Genomic DNA, 18,813 nt, shown 5'->3' with positions numbered 1-18,813 from the left:
TCACTTTTTATTAATAAAGTGCAAATAAAGAAAGGGAAAACATGGAGAAGCCCGAGAGATTAATATCTATCATCATGATATTGCTGAAAAAAGATGTCGTTACAGCAAAAGAATTCGCACAATTATTTAACGTTTCCAAAAGAACGATTCTTCGTGATATGGAAACATTGAGTTTATCAAACATCCCGATCTATTCTATCCATGGAATTAACGGTGGCTATGGCATTATGGAGGAATACAAGGTTGATAAACGTCTTTTAAGCAGCTCCGACTTGGAGAATATACTGACTGCGCTTGGCGGCTTGGAACAAATTCTAATTAGCGAAGAAGTTGAAGTGACGATTAAAAAAATAGAAGCCATGATTAGCCCAATGTCTCCAAAAGGATCAATCCAGCTATCGTTTTATGATTGGAAGGGGAGATCTGAGATTATTCAAACCTTGAAAATATGCCAAGAATCGATTTTAAAGAGTAGGTTAGTTTCATTTGATTATATTGATAAAAATGGCATCACGACGAATAGAATTGTCGAGCCATATCAGCTTCATTTTAGTGAAACGAGTTGGTATTTGAAGGGATTCTGTTTACGTCGTCAGAGATATAGAACATTTAAATTATCCAGGATCGATCATCTTCATATGGATGAAAACACATTTAACCCTAGAGAATATGCATTGGAACAAGAACATGAAGCAAATTATCAACCACAATTAGTGGCTATTAAGGCGTTAATTTCGCCCAGCATAAAAGATCAATTCATTGAAAGGTACGGTCGAAAGAGTCTTGAAAACTATAGTTCTGACTATTTCTTAGCGACCATCCATGTTCCTCAAAACAGTATTGGATTTCAATTTTTAGCAAGCTTCGGTACAAATTTAGAAATCATAGAGCCCACAACATATGTTGAAGAATTTCGTAATTTTTTAATTAAAATGGTGGAGAGATATTCTTAAAAAGGCAATAAGGACATCATAATCTGTACTTAACATTTTCTCGAGTGATTTGAGTACTGCTCGTGAATATAATCTTTGAAATACCGCTAAAGATTATCCGAAAAATGTAAATCATGTTAAAATGAACTATAGCCCAATAATGCGCAAATACGCAGATTTTACAATGGGGGAGGGTGCCGGCATGGACAAGTATGCAGTCTATAAAACAAACAGCTTTTATTGGGATACAAAAGGAAATGACTTTTTAGGTGCAATCGTGCTCCCTTTATATGGAGCATTTGTCTCAGAAGAAAAATGTCAAATTTTTGGTGATGTTTCAGGTAAGAAGATGCTGGAGATCGGCTGTGGAAACGGTCAATCTTTGCAGTATCAGGGGAATCACAAAGCATCTGAACTATGGGGTGTAGATATATCAGAACAACAAATCGAAAAAGCAAAACAACATTTAGCTTCTTGCGGCCAGGCAAGAAAGCGATAAGACTGTATTTAGCGGAGGGGATTTCATTGGGTAAACAATTTCCAGCCATGCTTCCAGAGCACATGACGTTTATACGAAATCAACATCTATTCTTTGTCGGAACTGCACCCATGTCGGAAAATGGGCATGTCAATCTGTCGCCGAAGGGATATGACAGTTTTAGGGTTTTGTCCGAGTCTAAGGTTGCGTATTTAGATTTGACCGGCAGCGGCAATGAAACGAGCGCCCATCTCGAGGAGAACGGTCGAATTACGATCATGTTTTGCGCATTTCAGGGGCCGCCGAACATCTTACGTCTGTATGGAAAGGGAACAGTAATTCTCCCGGAGGACAGCAACTGGGAGGAGTTATACGGAGTGTTCGATCCGTTACCTGGAGTCCGGCAGATCATCACGGTCGATATACATAAAGTTCAGACCTCTTGCGGTTATTCAGTTCCATTCATGGCGTACGAGAAGGAGAGGGACACACTAAGGCGGTGGGCGGAGCAAAAAGGCGAAGAAGGCTTGCACAGTTACTGGCGGGAAAAGAACATGAGCAGCCTAGACCAATTGCCGACGTCTCTCGGGAAACGTATAGAGACATAAGGAGCAGAATCTCACCGCGTCTGCCGACCTACCGAAGATAATCCATTCGGACACGATTGAAATCATCTATTAATAGCATTAAACATATCCGTAACGCGCACCAAAAATAGTGAGCGTTACGATTTGAATAAATAAAGGTTTGTATTGGATAATAGGGGTGGGTTCTAATCAACAATAATCAAAATAAAGGGGGTTTTATCTCGACCAATATTTCGAAACACCTCATTTAGCGGCCAAATTACTTTTGACAATACTAGAATATCTGCTCCAGCCGAAAACTATGATGAGGCTTTGTCAATTAGCAAAGTATTCACGGTTAATGACAATAAGAACAATAGATTATGAGATATTACGATCCATTTGACGAAGGAGATAATACTGATTCGGCCTGTAATGTTTCAGCGGTTCCTGTGGCGGAAAGACCGTAGGGATGTAACCCTGTAAAACTTATACCGGCTGTAGCAGCAGCAGCGCGCGACCGATGTGAAGATTATGCGGCCGATATAGTTATTATTTAACATACATATTCACAAAACTCGTATTTTGTACACATGTCTTAGAAACAGACATATCCCTTACTGTACGGACATCTTATAATCATCATCACTATTTCTTTGCTTAAACATAAGTTTGTAAAGTATTAGACTGAGTCATTGATCTAACATCGGTACTGACCCCTTTCACCTGCGGCAGCCCTAAACGAGAAAATAAAGTTTAGACTGCCGCTTCTTTGTTTAACTATTGTTCTTCGTTTAGTTGAAGAAGTGACAATTACTATCAAGTATTTCCTGATGATATTATTCTTTCTCATTCAAATGATAGATTAGTTGCACAACGCCAGAGGAGAATGTTCTTGTATTAACCATTTTTAAATTCAACCTCTGTTTTATATCTATAAACAGAGGTTTTCCTTCTCCCAAAATAACAGGGTGCACTGATAATCTAAACTCATCAACAAGCCCTAAATCCATAAAAGTTGTAATGAGACTTGCTCCGCCATATAGCCACATGTCTTTACCAGGCTTATTCTTTAATTTATTTACTTCTTCAAGAATATTATCATTTATGAATATTGCATTATTATCAGTCCCTTTTTTTGTCCTGGAAAACACATATTTTTCTTTACTATGATATAATCCCCACATTTCTTTTTCAGTATCAGTAAGTTCAGTTTCTGGAGTAAATTCTCCCCATAAATCATAGCTTTTTCTTCCATATAAAATAGTATCAATTTGATTTAAGAAATCAATAAACCCCATGTCAGAGTCCGTGATGCACCAATCAACTTCCCCATTCTTCCCTTCAATAAAACCATCTAAAGTAACTGCTAAATCTAAAAGTATTCTTCGTTTCATAATTTGTTACTCCTTTCGTTGATCTACCACCCATTATAGATTTTTAATATGTCATCTTGTGTCATATATATATAACATAAATGGTATCTTTTAACTATCCTGCCCGTTAGCTTAGTCATTAGGCGTAAGTCTAATACTTTATTTCTCAGTCCAACCGTTAATAAGTAATCCTGCTCCCTCTTCGCCTTGCTCGCCGCAGGGGATCCGGATTAATTCTTGGTCTACACTATGCCTATAATCCCTGTAGAACAACACATGTCCAGTCCTAGACCTTCTAAAAACAGCCGAGATTCCTCCCGGCTGTTTGTTTTTTATTCGCCTGTTTCAGCAAATTTTTTTATTCGTTCCCCTACCTGATCACGAACACGCTGGAACACAGCCCATTTTTCATCGTCTGTACCCTGGGCTTTCGCAGGATCATCGAATCCCCAATGCTCACGTCTTACTTGTGGAGGTGTGATCGGGCATTTATCTGCTGCATCCCCACACAAGGTAACGACCAGATCAGCGCTGAGTACCGCCATAAATACCTCTATCTGAACAAATACTCCCCATTCCACCTCTATAGTGACAATACTACATCTATTTTGATCATACTCGCCGGTTTTGAAGCAATCTGCGCGAATAGAGTACTCGAATACATCTATGTTACTTAAAAGACGCAAATGCGCGTGAGGGACTGTCTCTCTTGATAATAATTGTGCTTAAATCAAAAACCATCATTTATTTGAATGATGGTTTTTATACTTCTAAAAATGTTGTTCAACTATCGTACGTTAGTTTAATAAGGAATTTTGGCTTCATTTTAAAACAAACTATCAAATGAATTCTTGAAAAGTCGCGTCAAGATTTAAAAGCTCTTGCTAACGCGGAAATGTACTCCTTGCTTGCGTGTATGCTAACATCTGCAGCGGGAGCTATTACATCAAAACCGTGAAAACACCCCGGATACAAATGGAATTCAACAGGTACATTGGCTCTCGCCATCCTAGCAACATAATCAATCGTTTCATCCCGAAACAAGTCCAACTCTCCCACACAAGTATATGCTGGAGGAAGCCCCGCTAAATTTATCGCACGGGCTGGAGCAGCGTAAGGGGAAACTTCCACAGTCTGTTCACCCAAATACATCTTCCAGGCTGCAATGTTATTTGATCGATTCCATACCGCATTGTGAGATGTAATTTCATGACTGGATGGCGTAATATTACGATCATCAATCATCGGATACAGCAGCATTTGGAATGCAATCGAGGGCCCTTCTTTATCGCGAGCCATCAAGCTTACCGCAGCTGCCAACCCGCCCCCTGCGCTGGCTCCCGCGACAGCTATGCGTTTCACATCAATATTCAGTAGATTGGAATCGTTCGACAACCATAATAACGTTGCATAACAATCTTCGATGGCAGCTGGATAAGGATGTTCTGGTGCAAGTCGGTAATCAACTGAAACCACGACACAATCCACATCTAGAACGAAACGTTCGCATAATGCATCATCGAAATCAGGATGCCCCAAGACATAACCGCCACCATGGATCCAAAGTACCGCGGGAAGCTTGTTCGCGGATCTATGAAGCGGCTCATATATTTTCACTTTTATCTCTCCAGCAGGGCCGGGTATCATTCGACTGACGATTTGAACATGTTCGGGGCGGTACGGCGGCATATACGGAATCTTCCTCGCTGATTCCAAGTCATCCGGTAAGGTTAGATGTGGAACGGGAACGCCTGTAAGCGCTTCTCGCAATTCTGGCGCCACTCTGTTTATAAACTCCATAATCATTCTCCTCAGGAACTATTTTTAACGCATTCTAAATACTTCTCTCATGACTTATACAAAGTGCAAGGTTAAAGCATAAAGCACCAATCAGAATGGGATTTTTAAGTACGCTGAATTGTTGCCAAAAAGAGACAGCAGCATCCCCTTCGATTTGTGGAAGCAAGCGGATCAAGCCAATGATTACCAATATGCCGGCAACACCTAAAATTATGAAGATAACCTGCCAGTTCCAACGATTGGATATAGCGATCCAAATTGGCACACCCGCAGTCATCGCCATGCCGAATGCCAGAGAAATCATGCTGATCGCTCCTCCCATTTTTTCGGGAGGAACTAACTTGGTGACCGTACTTATCGCTACGACAGAAAATACACCAGCGCTTACGCCTAGGATGATTCGGGATACAAGCAAGATTACATACTCCGAGCTAACAAAAGCAACTGCGCAGCCGATAATAAAAACAACCAGCGACCATAGTAATAACTGTTTGCGTTTCATACGAGAAGTAAATGAGACCACAATCGGGGTCCCTATCGCAAAAGCAAGAGAAAATGCAGTGATTAACTGATCAGCTACCGCGATTGATATGCGTAAATCTTCCGCAATGAAATTAATCACGCCAGCAACAACAAATTCAGCTGTGCCCACAAGAAATATCCCCAAAACAAGAAGATAGGTATTGATTCGATTCAGTAGTGTAATACTTCCGATGTATTTACTTTCGCTCTGTCGCGTCCGACATGTGAGATTAATACAATAAACATGGATCCAGCTTATTGACATTATAAGGTAGCAATTAACATAATGTAAGAAGGCAATGTATTTTGATATTGTCATTTCAATTTGACTTACTTACTCTTTGTAAGGGAGATGAGTGCATGGCTGATAAAAAACATTCGAATATATGCGAAGTACTTCAGATTCTAGGGGCAAAGTGGGCTTTTGTCGTGCTCGATGAGCTACTGAATGGACCGCAGCGGTTTAATCAGCTTCGAAGAAATGTGTCCATTATTAATACACAATCTCTAACGAATACTCTTCGTCATTTAGAAGAAAATGGCCTCGTTCTACGTCAAGTGTTTCCTACCGTCCCTGTAACGGTAGAATACTCTTTAACAGAGAAAGGCAGTGATTTTCAAGTGACGCTGAAAGAAATGGACAAATGGGTTCAAAAATGGGGAGCTTCGCGTTTACAATGTGAAAAAGCCAGCAACTCATCTTAAAAGAGTTGCTGGCTTATGGATGCAAAATCCATAATCCAAAGTCACCCGATTGAGTGACTTAGATTAGATCCTTATCCCTTATTTATCTTTGGCTATCTTGATAGTCCTGTGTTAATCTTTCACCTGTTTCGTCCATTTCCTTTTGAAGATAAGATGGCTAATCTTCTAAAAATTTAATTACCGCGTCTGGCGTCAATGTTACTTTATAGTCATTGTCAGTCCCACTGCTCCCTATCATATCCAACTGTTAGTTTCTTCATTCAATCCCCCCACTTGCATACCACAAATGAAAAGCATGATAAACCCAATTACTGCTAGATAATCTGAACAAAAAATGGACTCAATGAAAACACAGTATCACCTTTGCATGAATATGTTGTTATACGATGTCTCGCACTCCTTGAAATATGGTCAACGCTTCTTAATATGATAATTTCTTGTCAGAATAAAAATAGTAAGTGTTTGTTTTCTTTCATCTTCTTTATATATTTAACTATTCCTCGAATAATAAATATTGATAAAATGATAATTAAGACAGGAGCAATTTCTAACATTAAAACAGGAACTAAACCTGATAATGAAACGAAAATCTCATAAATAATAAAATAATCAACTATTCCAGCAACTACGAAAGACATTACTATGAATTGAGATTTCTGATAGTAATAACTTAGCTTATAATAGGCTCTTCTTATGTAATCAAAAGCTTTCATGCTCCACCCCGATTCCATTTGTTTATTTCCATTAATTTGCGAGCTTCGCAATTAATTTCATACTTGGATTTATTCGTGAAGGGTTTAAATTATCCTGCTCGTTAGTTGTACAAAAGCAGCCGATCCATGTGGATGAGCTACCTACCACCTACTACTATTGAAACATAATCTTTTCATAATTCTCCAAATAATGAATTGGAATAGCAAGACCTACAGTGATAGATTGGTCCCCCTGCGATGTAATTGTTGTAGCATACACAACTGCAATAACATTCCCCTTATTGTTAATAACAGGGCTGCCGCTGTTTCCGTTATGAATTGGCGCCTGTATCATCAGCATGGGAAGCTGGCGACTCTCTGATGGGGTTAATCCTAGTACTGTACCTTCAGTGGCGATTCGGTAGAATGCTAGTGGATTTCCGATGACATGAATAGGATCGCCCTCTTGATACGCTATCTCTGTTTCCAATTGCAGTGTAGGTAGGTTGTTCGCATTGTCTCTAATTTTAAGTATAGAGATATCGATCTCGCTGTCACTTACGATAACATCTGCCGAATATGTTTTTCCATTTAAAAATTGAATAATGCCAGCCTTATCGTCATCCATGACATGTTGATTCGTAATAATGAGTCCGTATGGAGCGATATTAAACCCAGTACCTTTCCGACCGCCGGTACTAACATTGACAACGGCTTGCTTATATTGCTGGATCTGTTCATCTTGTGATAACTGTGCATCCTTTTTCAAAAACCGTAGTGTCAGTAGATTATAAATCTGTGGTATAAAAGCGATGAGATTACCCAGTAGCAGAATGGCCAGCATAACCATAATTGTTTTTTTGATCCATGTTCTTTTGGGGCGGTGATTCAACTCATCCTCTTCAATTTCATCCTCCGGGTTCCAAAACTCTTCTTCCCATTCAAACGGTACATCGGTATCATTTACTGGATCGGCGGATGTTTTTGGATGATTCAGTTCATCGTCACGGATGGAAAACACCTCCCTACTCATGAGAAATAGAATAAAAACAATGATTCAACTAGATTATACCAAACGTTGACAGACTGTGATCGGAAACAAAAGGATATACGTATATATGAGAAAGACGGGGTGCCAAACCTCTTCATAATCCCCATAGCTGCTTTTATGCCACCTGTTTCCGCATTCTGCAAGCACCCTTGGCTAAATAATTTTTGGCTTCTATATGTATAGGAATGCTCTTACAAACCCGAACCTTTTGCCTGTCCATAATTCAAGGAATCCATTAACAATTTAAGTTAACCATGTTAATATATACTCACTTATATGAAAGAGGGTATAACTATTGAATTCGGATATAGCGGCATATATAACATTAGTATGTACTTCGGGTGTTCTGAATTTGTCTATACTTTTCTATACTTATTGGAGGAGACATTATTATTCAAGTATCGCTAAATTGTTCATGTGGAATACATTTACTTCAATGATTTATTGCTTTGGTTATGCCTTTAGCTTAACATCGACTTCGTTAGAACAACTTAGATTTTGGAATATTGTACAGTATGCAGGGATGCCATTTTTCCCTCCGTTAGGATTATTATTTGTCATGCAATATTTGGATTATAAATTAACGGGAAAAAGAATAATCGCGTTACTTATAATGCCTTGTCTTACTTTACTCATCAATGTAACAAATGAATCCCATCATATATTCTATAGAATATATGATATCCATTCGGTGCTTGGGGCTCCATATAGTGAGATTGAATATGGGGTATGGTTCATTGTACATAATATTTACGTTTTTGGCTGTATGTTAGCTGCGTTCTTATTGCTGCTTTCACGCTGGAAGGAAACAGATAGTGTATATCGGCCTCAATTATTTGCCCTCATTTGCGGTCAGTTGCTTCCAATAGTGACTGCCTTTTTATTATTCATAGGAGTGACACCCGATGGGATCGATCCTGTACCCATGGTTATTTGGTTTTCTTCTGTTTTGTACCTCTGGTCTATTACTTCCTCTCGAATGTTATCAATTATGCCAATTGCGAAGGAAACGATCTTTAATAATATGAATGATGGTGTTATTGTGCTTAATGGTACCTATCAATTAATCGAATATAATCAAGCTTGTAAAAACATGTTTAGTGAATTGGATCGATCAACGATAGGACAGCCATTTGATCAAGTTTGGTATATGCTAACGGATCAATCATTTCCTGTTCAATTAGATACGATATCAGATAAATTGAATGTTACGATTCATCATGCTAATTATATTTATCAACTACGTATTTCTAGGCTTCAACAATCAAATAATAGGTGTGGCTTACTAATTATATTTACGGATATAACAGAGCTACATATATTACAACAAAAGTTAGAGCATCAAGCCTATTATGATGAGCTTACGCAAACATACAATCGTCGTGCCTTTTTCCAGCAAAGTGAGCAAAACTTAATGAAAGCAAAAGCTGACTTGTCATCTTTTATGATTATTCTATTTGATATTGATTTTTTTAAAAAAGTGAACGACACTTATGGGCATCAAACGGGAGATCAAATGCTAGTACATATAGCTCAAATATGTAAGGCTGAGCTGGAAGAAAACATGCTATTTGCTAGATATGGTGGTGAAGAATTTGTACTCGCTTTAACTGGTTATACACTGGTGGAAGGGGAAAACTTCGCTAATCACCTTAGATCTTGCATTGAACAGAAGCCTCTAGGTGAAAATGATCGATTTGTATCCGTTACCTGCAGTTTTGGAGTATCCGTAACGACAGGATCTAGGGAGGAAACAGTCTATCAACTTCTTCAAAAAGCTGATGAAGCACTTTATGCTGCCAAAAGAGCTGGTCGAAATCAAATACGGGTTTTTACTGAAAAGTACGAATTTGTGGAATAGTACAGTTTATATACATCAAAATCATTAATGATACTTGCTGAGGTGAGAAGCATCAGGAGGGGATTCTCACCCCTATTAAACGAAACGAATTCGGCACAAGAGTCTTTGACGAGGAGGTGATGAAACTATCCCAAACACTCCGTGGTGAAGTAAACTTATCTTATTTCGCCCCCCTTTCCGTTTACAATGGCAGAGCAGTTTTCCCAGTTCAAGTTGATACCTATTTGTCATTTTTGTACATCTCTAATTTCAATACATATATGCTCGACTCAAGGCTATAAATGCCGAGTATTTCAGGCGTAACATCAAATGAATTCATGTCATCCACGATATCTTTCCGTCCACCAGACGCCAAGAGAACACCCCAATTTGCATGAGACTTTCCATCGGCAGTGATATTAACGTCACTCATATCGGCGGTTAATACGGTAACACTTGCGCCGGGATAACAGACAAAAACACTGTATTCCCATGGATTACCTCCATCAATCATGCTTTCGGTTCTAACTTCGTAGACATTTGTTACTTCAAGTTTGAGTCCGCCATAAATGAAAGTTTTAGTTTCTCCGTTTTGCGTCGGATTTGGTATCTGAGAAGGTGTTTGAGGTAACGTTGAAGTCGGTGTTGAACTCGAATCACTGCTGGGGTTCATAGTTTCAGCTGGTACACTGGAATTGCAGCCGACTAGCAACATCAACATAGTGATTGTCATAGCACGTAGCATTTGTTTGGAGTTGTTCATTATAGATTTCTCCTTCCACAAATGATTCTGGATTTCGTACACCCATCTGGCTCCCTACTATTCATATGATAACACCTAATGTGATAGTATCTTAAATCGGCTGCCTACTACTATTGAAACATAATCTTTTCATATTTCTCCAAATAATCAATTGGAATAGCAAGACCTACAGTGATAGATTGGTCCCCTTGTGATGTAATTGTTGTGGCATACACAACTGCAATAACATTCCCCTTATTGTTAATAACAGGGCTGCCGCTGTTTCCGTTATGAATTGGCGCCTGTATCATGAGCATGGGAAGCTGGCGACTCTCTGATGGGGTTAATCCTAGCACTGTGCCTTCAGTGGCGATTCGGTAGAATGCTAGCGGATTTCCGATGACATGAATAGGATCGCCCTCTTGATACGCTATCTCTGTTTCCAATTGCAGTGTAGGTAGGTTGTTCGCATTGTCTCTAATTTTAAGTATGGAGATATCGATCTCGCTGTCACTTACGATAACATCTGCCGGATATGTTTTTCCATTTAAAAATTGAATAATGCCAGCCTTGTCGTCATCCATGACATGTTGATTCGTAATAATGAGTCCGTTTGGAGCGATATTAAACCCTGTACCTTTCCGACCGCCGGTGCTAACATTGACAACGGCTTGCTTATATTGCTGGATCTGTTCATCTTGTGATAACTGTGCATCCTTTTTCAAAAACCGCAGTGTCAGTAGATTATAAATCTGTGGTATAAAAGCGATTAGATTACCGAGTAGCAGAATGGCCAGCATAACAATAATTGTTTTTTTGATCCATGTTCTTTTGGGTCGGTGATTCAACTCATCCTCTTCAATGTCATCCTCCGGGTTCCAAAATTCTTCTTCCCATTCAAACGGGACATCGGTATCATTTACTGGATCGGCGGATGTTTTGGGATTGTTCAGCTCATCGTTACGGATGGAAAACACCTCCCTGCTAATGAGAAATAGAATAAATACAATGATTCAACATGATTATACCAAACGTTGACAGACTGTGATCGGAAACAAAAGGATTATGAGAAAGACAAGTTGCCAAACCTACTTATTCATGAGATAATTTGAGTTTTCCTAATAATAATATGATAGTGTCGGAGGCGTAAGCGTGGAGCGATATCCTTTCCCCTATGATCCGTCAGAACCGTTCGTCAAGCAGGTCGGCGATTGGGTTGCGGATGTTTTTTATGATGTGTTGCCTGAACATGGATTTGATGTCCGTGATGAACAAATATTTATGGCTTACCAATTGGAAAGAGCTTATGCTGATAAAAAAACTATTTTTGCAGAAGCAGGAGTAGGCACGGGCAAAACTCTCGTGTATCTGCTTTATGCAGTTAACTATGCAAGATATACACGCAAACCTGCAGTGATTGCCTGTGCAGATGAGTCGCTCATTGAACAGCTTGTGAAACAGGAAGGCGATATAGCTAAGCTTGCCCGTTATTTGGATTTACAGATTGATGCCCGGCTAGGTAAATCCCCTGATCAATATCTATGTCTCAAAAAAATAGACGGCGTTCGTCTTCAGGATGAAGATGCGGCGGTTATTGAAGACGTGTATGAAAATCTTCCTGATTTTGTTCATTCGCCAGGAACGATGCAATCTTTTTACCCTTACGGCGATCGTAAGGATTACCCACATCTGAATGATGAACAGTGGAATAAGATCAACTGGGATTCATTTCAGGACTGTTTTGTATGTGATAAAAGACATCGCTGCGGCATGTCCTTATCTCGGGACCATTATCGAAAATCTACTGACCTTATTATCTGTTCCCATGATTACTACATGGAGCATGTGTGGACCTATGAGGGAAGAAAAAGAGAAGGTCAGCTTCCCCTGCTCCCGGAACATAGTTCAGTCGTCTTTGACGAAGGACATTTACTCGAATCTGCAGCACAACATGCCCTCAGTTATAAGCTGAAGCATAGTGCATATGAAGAGATTATTACTCGTCTTCTAGACGGAGAGATCAGGGAAACGCTAGCCGAACGAATTGAAGATTCTATTGATCAGAGTCAGCTTGTGTTTTCTCTGGTAGCAGAGCAAAGTACAGCGATACCCGGTTCAGATCGTAAACGAATCCGAATGGATGAGAAGCTTCTAAAGGAACTGAATCGCTGGAAAAGTACAATTGAAGCTATTGATGAAGAATTGGTCTTTGAGAGTGGTCTGTATACGCTTGATGAATATAAGCTGCGTATCGTTGAAGAGCATCTGGAGATGATCCAAACTGCGCTTCATCTGTTCCGTGAGCCTGAAACCTACATTTGCTGGGCGGAAGAAAATGAGGATGGTGCTGCAACACTCGCCATTATGCCGCAAACGGTCAAGGAAGTGCTGGAGGAACGGGTATTCGGACTTCAGATGCCGATTGTATTCTCTTCAGCAACCTTATCGGTAGATGGATCTTTTGATTATGTAGCGGGAAGTCTCGGAATCAGCGAATTTTTATCTTTTTCTGTGGACTCTCCGTACGATTATGAGAAGCAGATGAAACTATTAGCACCGAGTGAACTTCTGCAAGATGGAGAGATTCGGAGTGAGGTTGCTGCGGAGAAGAAGCTGGACCTGGCAGCCAAGCTGATCAAACGTACCGAAGGACGAGCTCTATTGTTATTCAGAACAATGAATGAGCTGCGCGAGTTTAAGCAAGCCGCTTCGCACCATCCATCATTCACATCTTATACCATGCTGTATGAAGGTGACCGTGAGATTAGCAGTCTCATAGCTGAGTTCCAAAATACAGAAGAAAGCGTGCTCTGTGCGGCAAGCCTATGGGAGGGTCTGGATGTACCGGGGCCTTCATTATCCAACGTTATAATTTGGTCACTGCCTTATCCACCGGAAGATCCTGTATTTATGGCTAAACGGGAAGCTGCTGATTCAGCATATGAAGAAGTAGACCTGCCATATATGCTGCTTCGCTTACGGCAAGGATTAGGAAGACTCATTCGCTCATCGACGGATCAAGGGAGTGCAGCGATCTTGGATGCAGAAGTTTTGCTCAATCAGCATGTCAAAGATAGAGTGGTAGCAGTATTGCCGGCTGGAGCTATACTTGAAGTAGAATCGTTGTAGTTAATGTGTGGAATGTTACTTGGCTCCTCCCTCCCATTTTCTTCGACCTCTATGATTCTTCGGTAATACGTCATCCTACAATGTTCTTGTCATTGTGTTTTGCTTGATATCATAAAAATCAAAACCACCCGTCTAACGGGTGGTTTTCTCTGCGGTAATAAGCCTTGGCTCACCGGCTAGCATTATAATGGGTTGGATGCCTGTTTTAGAAGCCCCGATAGCATGGTTAGATCCGGGTTGTCGCCTTCCCGCAGTTTAATCCACTTTCGTTCGGCAGGTCCTTCAAATCCCTTCGGAAAATCAACTCCGTTTGCATTCATGATCATGAATGCAATGGCGTCCTTTGAAGGCGAAATAACAGCTGCGTAATGTCCGTTTTTCAGAAAATGAGGTTTTTTGTATTGAATACGTTCTTCGGCCTCCGGAATCGTTTCATGAACCATGTCCCGCAGGATCGAACTGACCTCACCTTGCCACTTCGGCAGATTTTCAATGTAGGCAGTAACTTCCTGATTCACTTTATTATCCCTCCCATTTGGATATTGCGTTTCTCATGGACTGAATGGACCATCACAGGAATATTCTGGTCAAGAAATAAGATAAACTTTTTTTCGGGAATTCCCGGTAAGCATGGAGTTACTTTATTTTAATGACTACCTTTCCTTTAGCACTTCCCCCTTGCAGGTACGAGAATGCTTGTGCAGTCTCTTCCAAATGATACACCTTATCAATAACGGGCTTAATGTGGCCTCCTTCAATGAATTCTTTTAAAACCTTTAATTGTGTTCCACTCGGTTTCATAAAAAGGAAATGATATCTTGTATGGTACTTCTTCTCAAGCGCTGTGATCTTACGGCTCACGATGGACAAAATGACTGTTTTCATCCATCCCAACTTTGCTTCTTTTCCAAATCTCGCGTTAGGCAAGCCAGAGATGGATACGATTGTCCACCTGGCTTCAGGACACGGAACGATTTTTCCAAAGCCGCTCCTCCTAAAGTATCAAATACAGCGTCATATCCAGAAAGCATTTCTTCAAAGTTTTCTTGTTTATAATTAATGATCTGATCGGCGCCCATCGATTTGACCAGCTCATGCCCTTTATCACTTGCTGTTGTTGCAACAAAAGCTCCCATCAACTTGGCCAGTTGAATGGCGAACGTCCCCACGCCTCCTGAACCTGCGTGAATCAGAATTTTCTGGCCCTTTTGGAGATCCAAAATATCGGTAAAGGCTTGGTAAGTCGTAAGTACGACCAGTGGAATAGAAGCAGCTTCTTCAAAGTTAAGATTCTGCGGCTTTAACCAAATATCTTCCTCGTGTACAGCAATGTATTCCGCCAATGTACCGATACGGCTCTTGCGTGGTCTGCCATAAACTTCATCACCAGGTTTAAATGCACTCACCCGTTCGCCAACCTTAACTATAACGCCGGAGAAATCATTCCCTAAGATAAGAGGGAACTTGTAACTCAACAGGAGTTTTACTTTACCTTTCTTAATTTTATAGTCATAGGATTTAAACTGGCTGCATGAATTTCCACTAATACATCATGTTCACCGATATGAGGTACTGGTTGTTCTGTCATAACAAAGGGAACATTTTTACCGTATTTCTCAATGATTATAGCCTTCATTCAATATCACTCCCGTTAAATGATTATTGGTTTAAACAAATGAAGCAGCTGCCAACCGGCAAACTGCTACATCTGTTCTCTACAATTATCGTATCTTGTTAGTTCAAATAAGTTAAATCTAAATAACATTAGATTAATTGTTAATCACTATTAAATCGAATGTTGTCGGTGGGCGAGTCACCAAGTGCGATTCCAAGCCGTTGCCAGATGAAAGAGAATAATAAGGATAATATTGGGCTTTCTTACCTTCTGGCAATGGCAAATAATGCTTCATTATACATACGTTGCCAATCAATGCAACGACGGCATTTTTGCTCCAGTGAGTATGTATCCCAAAGGTAAAACTTTTTTATAATGAATCTCGTCGGTTGGTATGTTAGGCATTACTTTCATTATTGTTCGGAATTAATTCATACAAGGCACGAACATCACAACCGATGGAATCGGCGATCGATATGGCAATTTTAAGTGGCATCACTCTTTTGTTTTCAATAAAGTCGTAAACTCGTTCCGGTTTAAAAAGCAAGTCTTTTGCCAGCCATTCCGCTGACTTTCCGGATTCCATCAACCGTTCATTCAGTAAGCAACGTCCTAGTTCATATTTCAAGAAGCGATGACCTCCCGCATAAGATAATACTTAACTTTAAGCGTTGTCCATTGCCAGCATGAATATACTTCATAAAAGGGCCCCATAACGATGAGATTCCCCAATATGTTTTTTCGGTATCGTCACAATAAAAAGCCACCCGATTGAGTGACTTAGATTAGATCATTATCCCTTACTTATCTTTGACTTTCTTCATAGTCCTGTGTTAACCTTTCAGCTGTTTCGTTCATTTTCTTTTCAGATGAGATGGCTAATCTTCTATGTATTCAATTACCGCGTCTGGCGTCAATGTTACTTTATAGTCATGGTCAGTCCCACTTGAGATGTCTTTTATAAAAACTATTTCTTCTTCTGGTAAGAAACGGAGGAAATCTATCAGAACTAAATTGTTAGTTTTAGTTAATTCCCCTTCTTTGGTGATCTCTAGCGATCCACTTGGAGAGTCATAAATCAGTCCCTCAAAAGATGGGCTGTTTACTAGTACAATATCTACGTCCTTTAGATGTACAACTGTACTGCCTGTCGCTTCCGATACGATGCGTAGAGGCACATAAACACTTCCATTTGAATTGAATGGCGCAACTTGGAGTGTTTTATTTACTCCGTTTATGTTCGCCTTCTTGCTCCCTATCGTGAAAGTTACATGCAATTCCCCCTTAGTGCCTGTTACTTTTTTACTTTTCGAATCATATCCAACTGTTAGTCCTAATTGAGTAAATAATTCTCGAAATGGAACAAATGTAATATTGTTCTTGTCAATTGCCCCTCCAGATAATGCAACACCGTCTACTACAACATCTCTTTTCCCCATAAATGCAGATGCTGATATAGGTATTATAGCAAACACCATTATTGCAATCAGTGCTACAAATGATATTTTCTTCATTCAATCTCCTCCATCGTAGGTATTAAGTAAATTCTACATGAGGGAGGATTTTCCTGCAATAAAATTACCGGCAGCCATCAGATGCCGACTATTCTGTTAAATCCACTGTCATCAAAAATTCAGTAAATTGCTCGCTGAAGTTTTTTAATGACAGCTTAATCCTCCCGAAGGGTGGGTCAACAATATGAGCATAATTTCTATCTATCTTTTCGAGAACCACAAAATGTACTTGGTTCCAATGTAAAATTGCTGGTAGAGTAACCTGCTTAAATTGATTAATACTCTCAATGCGGTAAGCTTTAACATCAAAGCCTAGACTCACCGCAAATATCCGTTTTCTACCAAGCGGAGTCGAGATAACAATATGCCCGGTGCTCCATGACACCATGTCACCTTTGCTGTATCGTTAGGAGTTATCCAATTTTTTAATTCAGCATGATAGTTTGCGCGCTCATACTTTAAACCTTTTTCGATATATTCAATGTACGCTGCACGCTGAATATGTCGCAGTCCTACTATATCATCATCATCAATGAAGGTTTGTCATTAACAAAGTCTAAACCATACTTTATGGATAAAAACTCCTGAAAGTTTCTATTACCAACAGGAGTCCTTTCTTTGTTATTCTGGTTTATTTCCAACCTATGGGTTAGGAATAGAGATTCTCACACTAAACATTTGATAGGCTCACCTAAATTAAACAATGGATAATGTATTTTTAGGGAAAAATAGAACTAATAACTTAGATAATCCCGAGGGGAATCCCTTTGACAATCCACTATAAACCATTTATATTTGATGTATCAATAATTAGGGGGAAATCACATGGCTGACTTGGGAGCACTTATAGAAGCTAGAATGAAAGAAAATGGATTTCAGAGTTATACAGATTTATCGAATTATTCGGGGTTAACAAAAAGTATGATTTCCAAATACAAATTAAACCAGTCAAAACCTGAATACAACAACATGAAAATTCTCGCTCGAGCATTAAACATTCCTTATATTGAAATGATTAAAGAAGTTGGAGGATACGAAAATATCGATTTATATAGGAAAATTGCTGAAGAGCAACAAATTGATGATGAGGTGCATCAGTTGTTATTAGATATCTGCAGAGAAATTTATTATAAAAATACTGCACTTCGATCATTATTCTTAAATTTTATCAAGGAAAAATTTGACGAACATTTCTGCCGCTACATAACAGAACTAATTGAAATTGATGAAGATTGGTTTAAGCATATTGAAACTCAATATGGTTTTAATGAAGGAGATAGAATTCATGCCTTCACATATCGTGGAAATAAGATTGCTCTAAGGGTCTTGTCTCGATTAATTCATTATAATATAAAGTATGATTGGATTCGTGAGTTTAAAGACTCTTTGGTACACATTTCGAAATATAGTCCATCAGAAAATCAAAGCATTTCTGAACAGAGTAAAGTTGAGATTACTGATAAGAGCTATCGATTGTTTTTTAAGGGTGTGGAATTAACTGATTTAGAATATTCAAGAATGATCCATATGATGAAGTTTGAACGTGATTACAGAGGGGAGATTCAATCTTTCTAGCAAAAGCCAGTATGCCGCGTGATTAGCCGCTGTGTAAAAAGATTACATTGTCTTTGTCTCTATTGCCCATTTTCTCATAAAACATTTATTAATTAATACCAAAAACGACTCCACCATGTAGAGTCGTTTTCAAATAATCTAATTAGCTTAATAAACTGCTTGGCGACGTCCTACTCTCCCAGGACCCTGCGGTCCAAGTACCATCGGCGCTGGAGGGCTTAACGGTCGTGTTCGAGATGGGTACGTGTGGAACCCCTCCGCCATTACCACCAAACA

18 protein-coding genes, 1 rRNA gene and 3 pseudogenes are annotated in these 18,813 nt (G+C 39.5%); 7 read left to right on the top strand and 15 right to left on the bottom strand.

Going from position 1 to position 18,813, the window contains the following annotated elements; all coding sequences use genetic code 11:
• Window positions 1-41 precede the first annotated feature (41 nt).
• The 3 genes and pseudogenes from ACYUJT_RS19750 to ACYUJT_RS19740 all read left to right on the top strand — a co-directional run bounded on the left by ACYUJT_RS19750 (window position 42) and on the right by ACYUJT_RS19740 (window position 2,018).
• The gene (locus ACYUJT_RS19750) at window positions 42-953 is read left to right on the top strand and encodes a helix-turn-helix transcriptional regulator (protein WP_460325441.1); all 912 of its coding nucleotides are present in this window, start codon (window positions 42-44) and stop codon (window positions 951-953) included.
• 181 nt (window positions 954-1,134) lie between these two features.
• A pseudogene (locus ACYUJT_RS19745) lies at window positions 1,135-1,425 on the top strand (class I SAM-dependent methyltransferase); the annotation flags it as partial.
• 32 nt (window positions 1,426-1,457) lie between these two features.
• Complete coding sequence (locus tag ACYUJT_RS19740) at window positions 1,458-2,018, top strand: pyridoxamine 5'-phosphate oxidase family protein (RefSeq protein WP_460325439.1); 561 nt, start codon at window positions 1,458-1,460, stop codon at window positions 2,016-2,018.
• Window positions 2,019-2,815: 797 nt separating this feature from the next.
• On the opposite strand, the gene ACYUJT_RS19735 is transcribed toward ACYUJT_RS19740, so the two are convergent.
• The 4 genes and pseudogenes from ACYUJT_RS19735 to ACYUJT_RS19720 form a co-directional block, all read right to left on the bottom strand.
• Window positions 2,816-3,373 (bottom strand): dihydrofolate reductase family protein, encoded by a 558-nt coding sequence (locus ACYUJT_RS19735; protein ID WP_460325437.1) that lies wholly within the window; start codon window positions 3,371-3,373, stop codon window positions 2,816-2,818.
• Window positions 3,374-3,684: 311 nt separating this feature from the next.
• Window positions 3,685-3,885 (bottom strand): annotated as a pseudogene (locus ACYUJT_RS19730) (low molecular weight phosphatase family protein); the annotation flags it as partial.
• 331 nt (window positions 3,886-4,216) lie between these two features.
• Entirely contained in the window at window positions 4,217-5,152 is a 936-nt protein-coding gene (locus ACYUJT_RS19725) for an alpha/beta hydrolase (protein WP_460325817.1), read from the bottom strand.
• Between the two features lie 34 nt (window positions 5,153-5,186).
• Window positions 5,187-5,939 carry an MFS transporter gene (locus tag ACYUJT_RS19720; protein ID WP_460325436.1) on the bottom strand — a complete coding sequence of 251 codons (753 nt, stop codon included), beginning with the start codon at window positions 5,937-5,939 and terminating at the stop codon, window positions 5,187-5,189.
• A gap of 95 nt (window positions 5,940-6,034) precedes the next feature.
• On the opposite strand from ACYUJT_RS19720, the gene ACYUJT_RS19715 reads away from it, so the two are divergent.
• A complete protein-coding gene (locus tag ACYUJT_RS19715) occupies window positions 6,035-6,379 on the top strand; it encodes a winged helix-turn-helix transcriptional regulator (RefSeq protein WP_460325434.1) in 345 nt (114 codons plus the stop codon).
• Between the two features lie 440 nt (window positions 6,380-6,819).
• Here the strand turns inward: ACYUJT_RS19715 and ACYUJT_RS19710 are convergent, their stop codons facing one another.
• Together ACYUJT_RS19710 and ACYUJT_RS19705 are read right to left on the bottom strand one after the other, a co-directional pair.
• Window positions 6,820-7,092, bottom strand: coding sequence for a hypothetical protein (locus ACYUJT_RS19710; RefSeq protein WP_460325432.1), 273 nt, complete (start codon window positions 7,090-7,092; stop codon window positions 6,820-6,822).
• Window positions 7,093-7,246: 154 nt separating this feature from the next.
• Window positions 7,247-8,104: a S1C family serine protease gene (locus ACYUJT_RS19705; protein WP_460325430.1), complete on the bottom strand. Its 858-nt coding sequence runs from the start codon at window positions 8,102-8,104 to the stop codon at window positions 7,247-7,249.
• 313 nt (window positions 8,105-8,417) lie between these two features.
• Here ACYUJT_RS19705 and ACYUJT_RS19700 point away from each other — a divergent pair, with 313 nt between their 5' ends.
• Window positions 8,418-9,983, top strand: coding sequence for a histidine kinase N-terminal 7TM domain-containing diguanylate cyclase (locus ACYUJT_RS19700; RefSeq protein ID WP_460325428.1), 1,566 nt, complete (start codon window positions 8,418-8,420; stop codon window positions 9,981-9,983).
• A 220-nt stretch (window positions 9,984-10,203) separates the two neighbouring features.
• Here the strand turns inward: ACYUJT_RS19700 and ACYUJT_RS19695 are convergent, their stop codons facing one another.
• Window positions 10,204-10,725, bottom strand: a complete 522-nt coding sequence (locus ACYUJT_RS19695; protein ID WP_460325426.1) for a hypothetical protein — start codon at window positions 10,723-10,725, stop codon at window positions 10,204-10,206.
• 110 nt (window positions 10,726-10,835) lie between these two features.
• Window positions 10,836-11,681 (bottom strand): S1C family serine protease, encoded by an 846-nt coding sequence (locus tag ACYUJT_RS19690; RefSeq protein WP_460325424.1) that lies wholly within the window; start codon window positions 11,679-11,681, stop codon window positions 10,836-10,838.
• A 175-nt stretch (window positions 11,682-11,856) separates the two neighbouring features.
• Here ACYUJT_RS19690 and ACYUJT_RS19685 point away from each other — a divergent pair, with 175 nt between their 5' ends.
• The gene (locus tag ACYUJT_RS19685; RefSeq protein WP_460325421.1) at window positions 11,857-13,833 is read left to right on the top strand and encodes an ATP-dependent DNA helicase; all 1,977 of its coding nucleotides are present in this window, start codon (window positions 11,857-11,859) and stop codon (window positions 13,831-13,833) included.
• A gap of 182 nt (window positions 13,834-14,015) precedes the next feature.
• On the opposite strand, the gene ACYUJT_RS19680 is transcribed toward ACYUJT_RS19685, so the two are convergent.
• From ACYUJT_RS19680 to ACYUJT_RS19655, 6 genes and pseudogenes are all read right to left on the bottom strand, one after another.
• Entirely contained in the window at window positions 14,016-14,351 is a 336-nt protein-coding gene (locus tag ACYUJT_RS19680) for a DUF1801 domain-containing protein (protein ID WP_460325419.1), read from the bottom strand.
• A 118-nt stretch (window positions 14,352-14,469) separates the two neighbouring features.
• A pseudogene (locus tag ACYUJT_RS19675) lies at window positions 14,470-15,469 on the bottom strand (NADP-dependent oxidoreductase).
• Window positions 15,470-15,845: 376 nt separating this feature from the next.
• Window positions 15,846-16,076 carry an XRE family transcriptional regulator gene (locus ACYUJT_RS19670; protein ID WP_460325417.1) on the bottom strand — a complete coding sequence of 77 codons (231 nt, stop codon included), beginning with the start codon at window positions 16,074-16,076 and terminating at the stop codon, window positions 15,846-15,848.
• Window positions 16,077-16,326: 250 nt separating this feature from the next.
• Window positions 16,327-16,962 carry a copper amine oxidase N-terminal domain-containing protein gene (locus tag ACYUJT_RS19665; protein WP_460325415.1) on the bottom strand — a complete coding sequence of 212 codons (636 nt, stop codon included), beginning with the start codon at window positions 16,960-16,962 and terminating at the stop codon, window positions 16,327-16,329.
• Between the two features lie 88 nt (window positions 16,963-17,050).
• A complete protein-coding gene (locus ACYUJT_RS19660; protein ID WP_460325413.1) occupies window positions 17,051-17,350 on the bottom strand; it encodes a cysteine peptidase family C39 domain-containing protein in 300 nt (99 codons plus the stop codon).
• A complete protein-coding gene (locus ACYUJT_RS19655; protein WP_460325815.1) occupies window positions 17,281-17,436 on the bottom strand; it encodes a lanthionine synthetase LanC family protein in 156 nt (51 codons plus the stop codon). Before ACYUJT_RS19655 ends, ACYUJT_RS19660 begins: the two co-directional genes overlap by 70 nt.
• Before the next feature lie 351 nt (window positions 17,437-17,787).
• On the opposite strand from ACYUJT_RS19655, the gene ACYUJT_RS19650 reads away from it, so the two are divergent.
• A complete protein-coding gene (locus tag ACYUJT_RS19650; protein WP_460325411.1) occupies window positions 17,788-18,537 on the top strand; it encodes a helix-turn-helix domain-containing protein in 750 nt (249 codons plus the stop codon).
• Between the two features lie 157 nt (window positions 18,538-18,694).
• Here ACYUJT_RS19650 and rrf read toward each other — a convergent pair.
• Window positions 18,695-18,811: ribosomal RNA gene (gene rrf, locus ACYUJT_RS19645) — 5S ribosomal RNA — on the bottom strand.
• Window positions 18,812-18,813: the final 2 nt, after the last annotated feature.

It is taken from the genome of Paenibacillus sp. YSY-4.3 (genome assembly GCF_054767475.1).
This window is presented reverse-complemented; position numbering and strand designations above follow the sequence as displayed.